A 4312-nucleotide genomic window follows, 5' to 3' on the forward strand; every position below is an offset into this window, starting at 1 on the left:
GTTCGGCTGTTCGTCGGTTCGTGTTGCCGTGCCACGCGCCGCCGCCGTGCTCGCGCGGCACAAGGAGCACGGCATGCTGTGCGCCCAGCCGCACGAGCTCTGTGTGCTCGCCGACGCGCGCCCTCGCCGCAAGTGCACCCACGAATCGATGGCGCCGCGCGCCTTCGGATCGATGATGTCGGTATGCGCCACGAGTCCGCGCACGTCGCAAGCGTTATTGCAACGTTGGCAGGCTCGGTCCGGCGATGCGGCATCGAAAGGACAGGTGCGCTGCCTCATCGTGTTCACATCGATGCATGGCCGCCAATTTCCCATTGATGAGGGTATCCAACGCGCGGAAATACTGATGTCCGATCGCTGACACGCATTCAGTTCCGGCACTCAACACAACGCCTTTCGCCGCCTTGCCCCGAGTACCGCACGTTTTCGTCGCCGCTGAACTCCCATAGTGGTGGTGGCGGAGCACCGGGCTCGACGCGATCAGCTTGGATCAGCGGGAAGATCCAGGCGCAGGTCGTTTGGGAGCGAGCCGGCCGCTCAGCTTGAGGCCGTCGCGCATATTCAATGCAAGCAGTGAAAAGTTCACCGCGCCGGCCAGCAACTCCACGCCTTGCAGGGCATAGAACATGGCGTCGAAACGCCCCGCGTTGGCCCACGACGCCAGAACGAATGCGCTGGGCAGCAGTATCAGCAGGCCATTGGCCGCCACGATCTTCATTCTCTTCCCCTTGACGCCGACCAGGCGGCCGCCACGGCCCTTCGCGAGCGAAAAACCACTGCCGCCCGTGGCCGCCATCGACGGGATCAAGAGCCACATGCCGCTCAACACCGCGTTCTTGACGGCAGCGACACTTGCCGGATCCATGAAAAGCTCTGACACGAGGGTTGAGAGCCAGAACGTGGTGATGCAAAGGATCGCGACGGCTCCGAAGATGGCATGCAATTTCGATTTCATGGTTGGGCCTTTGAAAATGGGGAAACAGTCTGCAACTCGCGCAGCATGGATTCGAGTGTTCGGGCGGCGGTGTTGGCTTTGCTGACGGGGATCAGCGCCGCCAGTTCGGCAGCCTGCGCGGCCCAGAGGGCATCGGCCTTGCGGTACCGAGCCCAGCCTTCCGGCGTCAGGGCGTAGAACGGCGAACGCTGATTCGCTGGATTCGGCTGCGGTTTGACAAGCCCCTGTTCAGCCAACAGGTTGAGTTGTTTTTGTGCGCCCTGGCGCGTGACGCCCATTGCCCCGCCCACCTGGGGAGCCGTCAGTGGCGCATCGGCAAGGGCGATCGCACCCAGCACCTGCCACCGTGCACTGGTGAGTCCGAGCGGAGCGACCAGCTTGTCACCCCAGTGAAGCAATACGCCGTTCAGCCGAAACACCGCCAAGGTCAATTCGGTCACGGCGACAGCGTTGGGGGCAGGTGCAGAGGGAGATGAATTTCGTCGCTTCATGACAACCAGTTTCCATCAATGGCAACCGGTTGTCAACTAGCAGTCTTGTCCAACGAGGTATGAGCCTGAAACCAGGCGCGAGATGCCACTGAGGATTGAGTATGGAGGGCGCCCATCTCGCCATGGCAAGCCTTGGCCAGCGCCGCTGCCAACGCTTCGTTACCGGGAAGAGGCAGGATCGATCGTTTCATGGGTACTCGCGTGTCCTGGCGCGTAGAAGCGCCTGCCGATGGTGAGCGTGCCGTAGACCGGTACTTCCTTTTGTCCGTGGAACTCGCGGCTCCGGTGATAGCGCGCCAGGGCGATGCGCCATCGGCCGTGAACCATCGCAACGCCGTAAGTAACGTCAGCCACGAAGGGACGCTTGCCACGCGGTGGCTGGATCGAAATGTATTGCCATCGAGCGTGATGTCGTACAGGACGGCACGGGCAGGTTTGCAGCGAGTTTGGTTTCGAGGATCCGTCGCGCTTTGCGCGGGAGTTCCGAAAGCGATTCGGCATCCTGCCGTCAGCAATGCAACGCACGCAATGCCGGTAGCGTTGATGACAAAGTTCCAAGCGATTGGCGCTGCGAAAGCGCCACGGCCAGCGGTGCGTCCCCGACGCGAGCAGCGTGTGGGCACGTGCGGCGCGTGAATCACCCGCGGTTTTGGCTGACTCGGGCCATATTCGATCGCACTTCCACGACAATGCCGTTAGCGAGGATTTGCCTCGCTCTGCGCAGGCAACCGTCTCCGTGATGCCTGACGAAGTGCTCCGCCCAGCGCAAGCGCCGCCAGTCGCCGCGCCAGCGTTGGACCGGCGGGAAGCTCCATCGGCAGGCCGTCAAAGGCGCCGTCGATCAGCAAATTGCTTAGGCCGTGCGCCAGGCTCCAGCCGAGCAGCGCCACGTCGGGCCCTCGTTCGGCGTCAAGCCCCGTCGATGCCGCCAATAGCTGCGCAAACGCGCCGTCAGCCGCCGCTTTCAGCGTCGGGAACTCGTGCTTGCGCGCGAGCAGCGCGCCAAACATCAGCCGGAATTGCGCCGGATGCGTCCGAGCGCAATCGACGTAAGCCTCGCAGATCTGCAGCAGGCGCTCACGCGGATCGCTCTCGTCCGCGTGTGCTGCCATCGCCGCCGCGAGTCGTGCGAAGCCGCGCTCAGCCACCGCCGCGAGCATCTCGTCCAGGCTGGCGAAGTGATGGTACGGCGCCGCGTGCGACACACCGGCTGCCTTGGCCACATCGCGCAGCGTGATGCCAGCCGCCCCATGCCGCGCCAATACCCCATCCGCCGCCGCCAGCAGCGTCTCGCGCAGATTGCCATGGTGGTAGGGCTTGGGTTCCGATGCGGGGACGGTCGCGGCGGCGCGCTTGCGCGGAGCCGCAGCATCCACTTTGACCGGCGTTTTGCGTGATCTTGGGGCGGTTTTGCGCGCCGTCGCACCTGCTTTCAGGGGGCTCATGACCGTAATCTTGACACGAGAAGGATTGCAATGAAAAATGTGGCAAATCTTTCGCCTGTAAAGATTATCCATGAAAGGTCGCCCCATGCTCGCCTCCACACTCGTTGCAACCAGCGCCGGTATCGTCCTGCTGTTTGGCAGCATCCACCTGCTCTTCACCCTGCACGGAAACAAACTGCATCCGCGCGATCCGGCCGTGATGGCAGCGATGCAGCGAACCCACCCGGTCCTCACCCGACAGACCACCATGTGGCGAGCGAACCACGGTTTCAATGTCACTCACAGCATCGGGCTGATGCTGTTCGGGCTGGTTTATGGCTATCTGGCATTGCTGCAGCCGATGCTGCTGTGGCGGTCGGAGTTCCTGCAGGGGCTTGGGCTGGTCACGCTGGTGGTCTATCTGGTGGTGGCTCGACTTTGCTTCTTCTCGCTGCCCGTTCGCGGAGTTACCCTGGCAACGCTGCTTTACGCGGCCGGTGTTGCCCTCAGCCTGCGCGCCTGACCTGGCACGCAATTGCCATCAACCTGATGGGAGAAGGCGCATGTCCCGACGCAACCTGCAACGAGTCACCGCACTGCTGGGGCTTGTGCCTGTCACCACCGGACTGCTCACGATGATGGGCGTGGACGATCCGCTCTACGCCGCAACGCACCTGCCGCGCGACGGCACGCTCGACAGCAACCTGCGCTTCTTCGGCGGCATCTGGCTGGGGCTTGGGCTCTGTGTACTGTGGATGCTGCCGCGCATCGAGCGCGAAACGGCACTGTTCCGGGCCTTGTGGCTCATGATATTTCTCGGCGGCATCGGGCGCGTGATTTCCCTGATCGCAGTCGGCGCGCCGCACGCGCCCTTCGTCGCCCTGATCGCGCTCGAACTCATCGGGCCGCCACTCTGTGTCTGGTGGCAGCGGCGCGTTGCACAAACGTGCGAAGGTGATCGCATCGCTCGCAGAGGCGATCTACTCCGATGTGCGAGGGTGGCCCGATGATGACAAGTTGAAAGGCGCAGTGCGTTGGCAGACTCGCTAAATCACCGCTACCGCAACGTACCGTCATCGAGAACGCCGGGAAACTCATGAGCAATTTGATGAAACAGGGTGGGCACCACCGTGCTGGCGTTCTCGATCGCAGCGGTTTCGGCGCTGACGGCATTTGCCGATGACCGCGCCGAATCGCTAGTGCGCGACGAAGCCGCAAAGCCGGGCGCGACGGTAATGCAATTCACGCCAATCCGTTGCACGGCGAGGTGCGCATCGATTCATCAGCGCGGTTACCGGTTCGAACGGGTCGCTGTCGGTCAGACCGAATCACCGCTGAATCCGGGTTCCGTATTCATGCCGCGCGCGCCGGGCTTGGTGCAACGATTCGCGAGGCACTCATCACCCGCACGCCAACGTTCGTCGGCGGGTGGCGAACGGGAA

Annotated in this window: 8 protein-coding genes; 4 read left to right on the top strand and 4 right to left on the bottom strand. The window is 63.1% G+C overall.

Going from position 1 to position 4312, the window contains the following annotated elements; all coding sequences use genetic code 11:
* Positions 1-361, top strand: a 361-nt coding sequence (locus tag WMK75_RS18460) for a hypothetical protein (RefSeq protein ID WP_347269046.1), incomplete at its 5' end; no start/stop codon positions are given.
* Positions 362-490: 129 nt separating this feature from the next.
* On the opposite strand, the gene WMK75_RS18465 is transcribed toward WMK75_RS18460, so the two are convergent.
* The 4 genes from WMK75_RS18465 to WMK75_RS18480 form a co-directional block, all read right to left on the bottom strand.
* Complete coding sequence (locus tag WMK75_RS18465) at positions 491-955, bottom strand: hypothetical protein (RefSeq protein WP_347269047.1); 465 nt, start codon at positions 953-955, stop codon at positions 491-493.
* Positions 952-1395, bottom strand: coding sequence for a MarR family winged helix-turn-helix transcriptional regulator (locus WMK75_RS18470; protein WP_347269048.1), 444 nt, complete (start codon positions 1393-1395; stop codon positions 952-954). The genes WMK75_RS18465 and WMK75_RS18470 overlap by 4 nt, the downstream gene beginning before the upstream one ends.
* Before the next feature lie 210 nt (positions 1396-1605).
* On the bottom strand, positions 1606-1947 hold the full coding sequence (locus WMK75_RS18475) for a lipid A-modifier LpxR family protein (RefSeq protein ID WP_347269049.1): 342 nt from the start codon (positions 1945-1947) through the stop codon (positions 1606-1608).
* Positions 1948-2141: 194 nt separating this feature from the next.
* On the bottom strand, positions 2142-2963 hold the full coding sequence (locus WMK75_RS18480; protein ID WP_347269050.1) for a TetR/AcrR family transcriptional regulator: 822 nt from the start codon (positions 2961-2963) through the stop codon (positions 2142-2144).
* On the opposite strand from WMK75_RS18480, the gene WMK75_RS18485 reads away from it, so the two are divergent.
* From WMK75_RS18485 to WMK75_RS18495, 3 genes are all read left to right on the top strand, one after another.
* A complete protein-coding gene (locus tag WMK75_RS18485) occupies positions 2962-3393 on the top strand; it encodes a hypothetical protein (protein WP_347269051.1) in 432 nt (143 codons plus the stop codon). The genes WMK75_RS18480 and WMK75_RS18485 overlap by 2 nt on opposite strands.
* Before the next feature lie 40 nt (positions 3394-3433).
* Positions 3434-3880, top strand: a complete 447-nt coding sequence (locus WMK75_RS18490; RefSeq protein ID WP_347269052.1) for a DUF4345 domain-containing protein — start codon at positions 3434-3436, stop codon at positions 3878-3880.
* 108 nt (positions 3881-3988) lie between these two features.
* On the top strand, positions 3989-4312 hold a 324-nt coding region (locus WMK75_RS18495), incomplete at its 3' end, for a hypothetical protein (RefSeq protein WP_347269053.1).

Origin of the sequence: Paracoccus sp. (in: a-proteobacteria), assembly GCF_039808215.1 — a bacterium.
GTDB lineage: Bacteria > Pseudomonadota > Alphaproteobacteria > Rhodobacterales > Rhodobacteraceae > Paracoccus.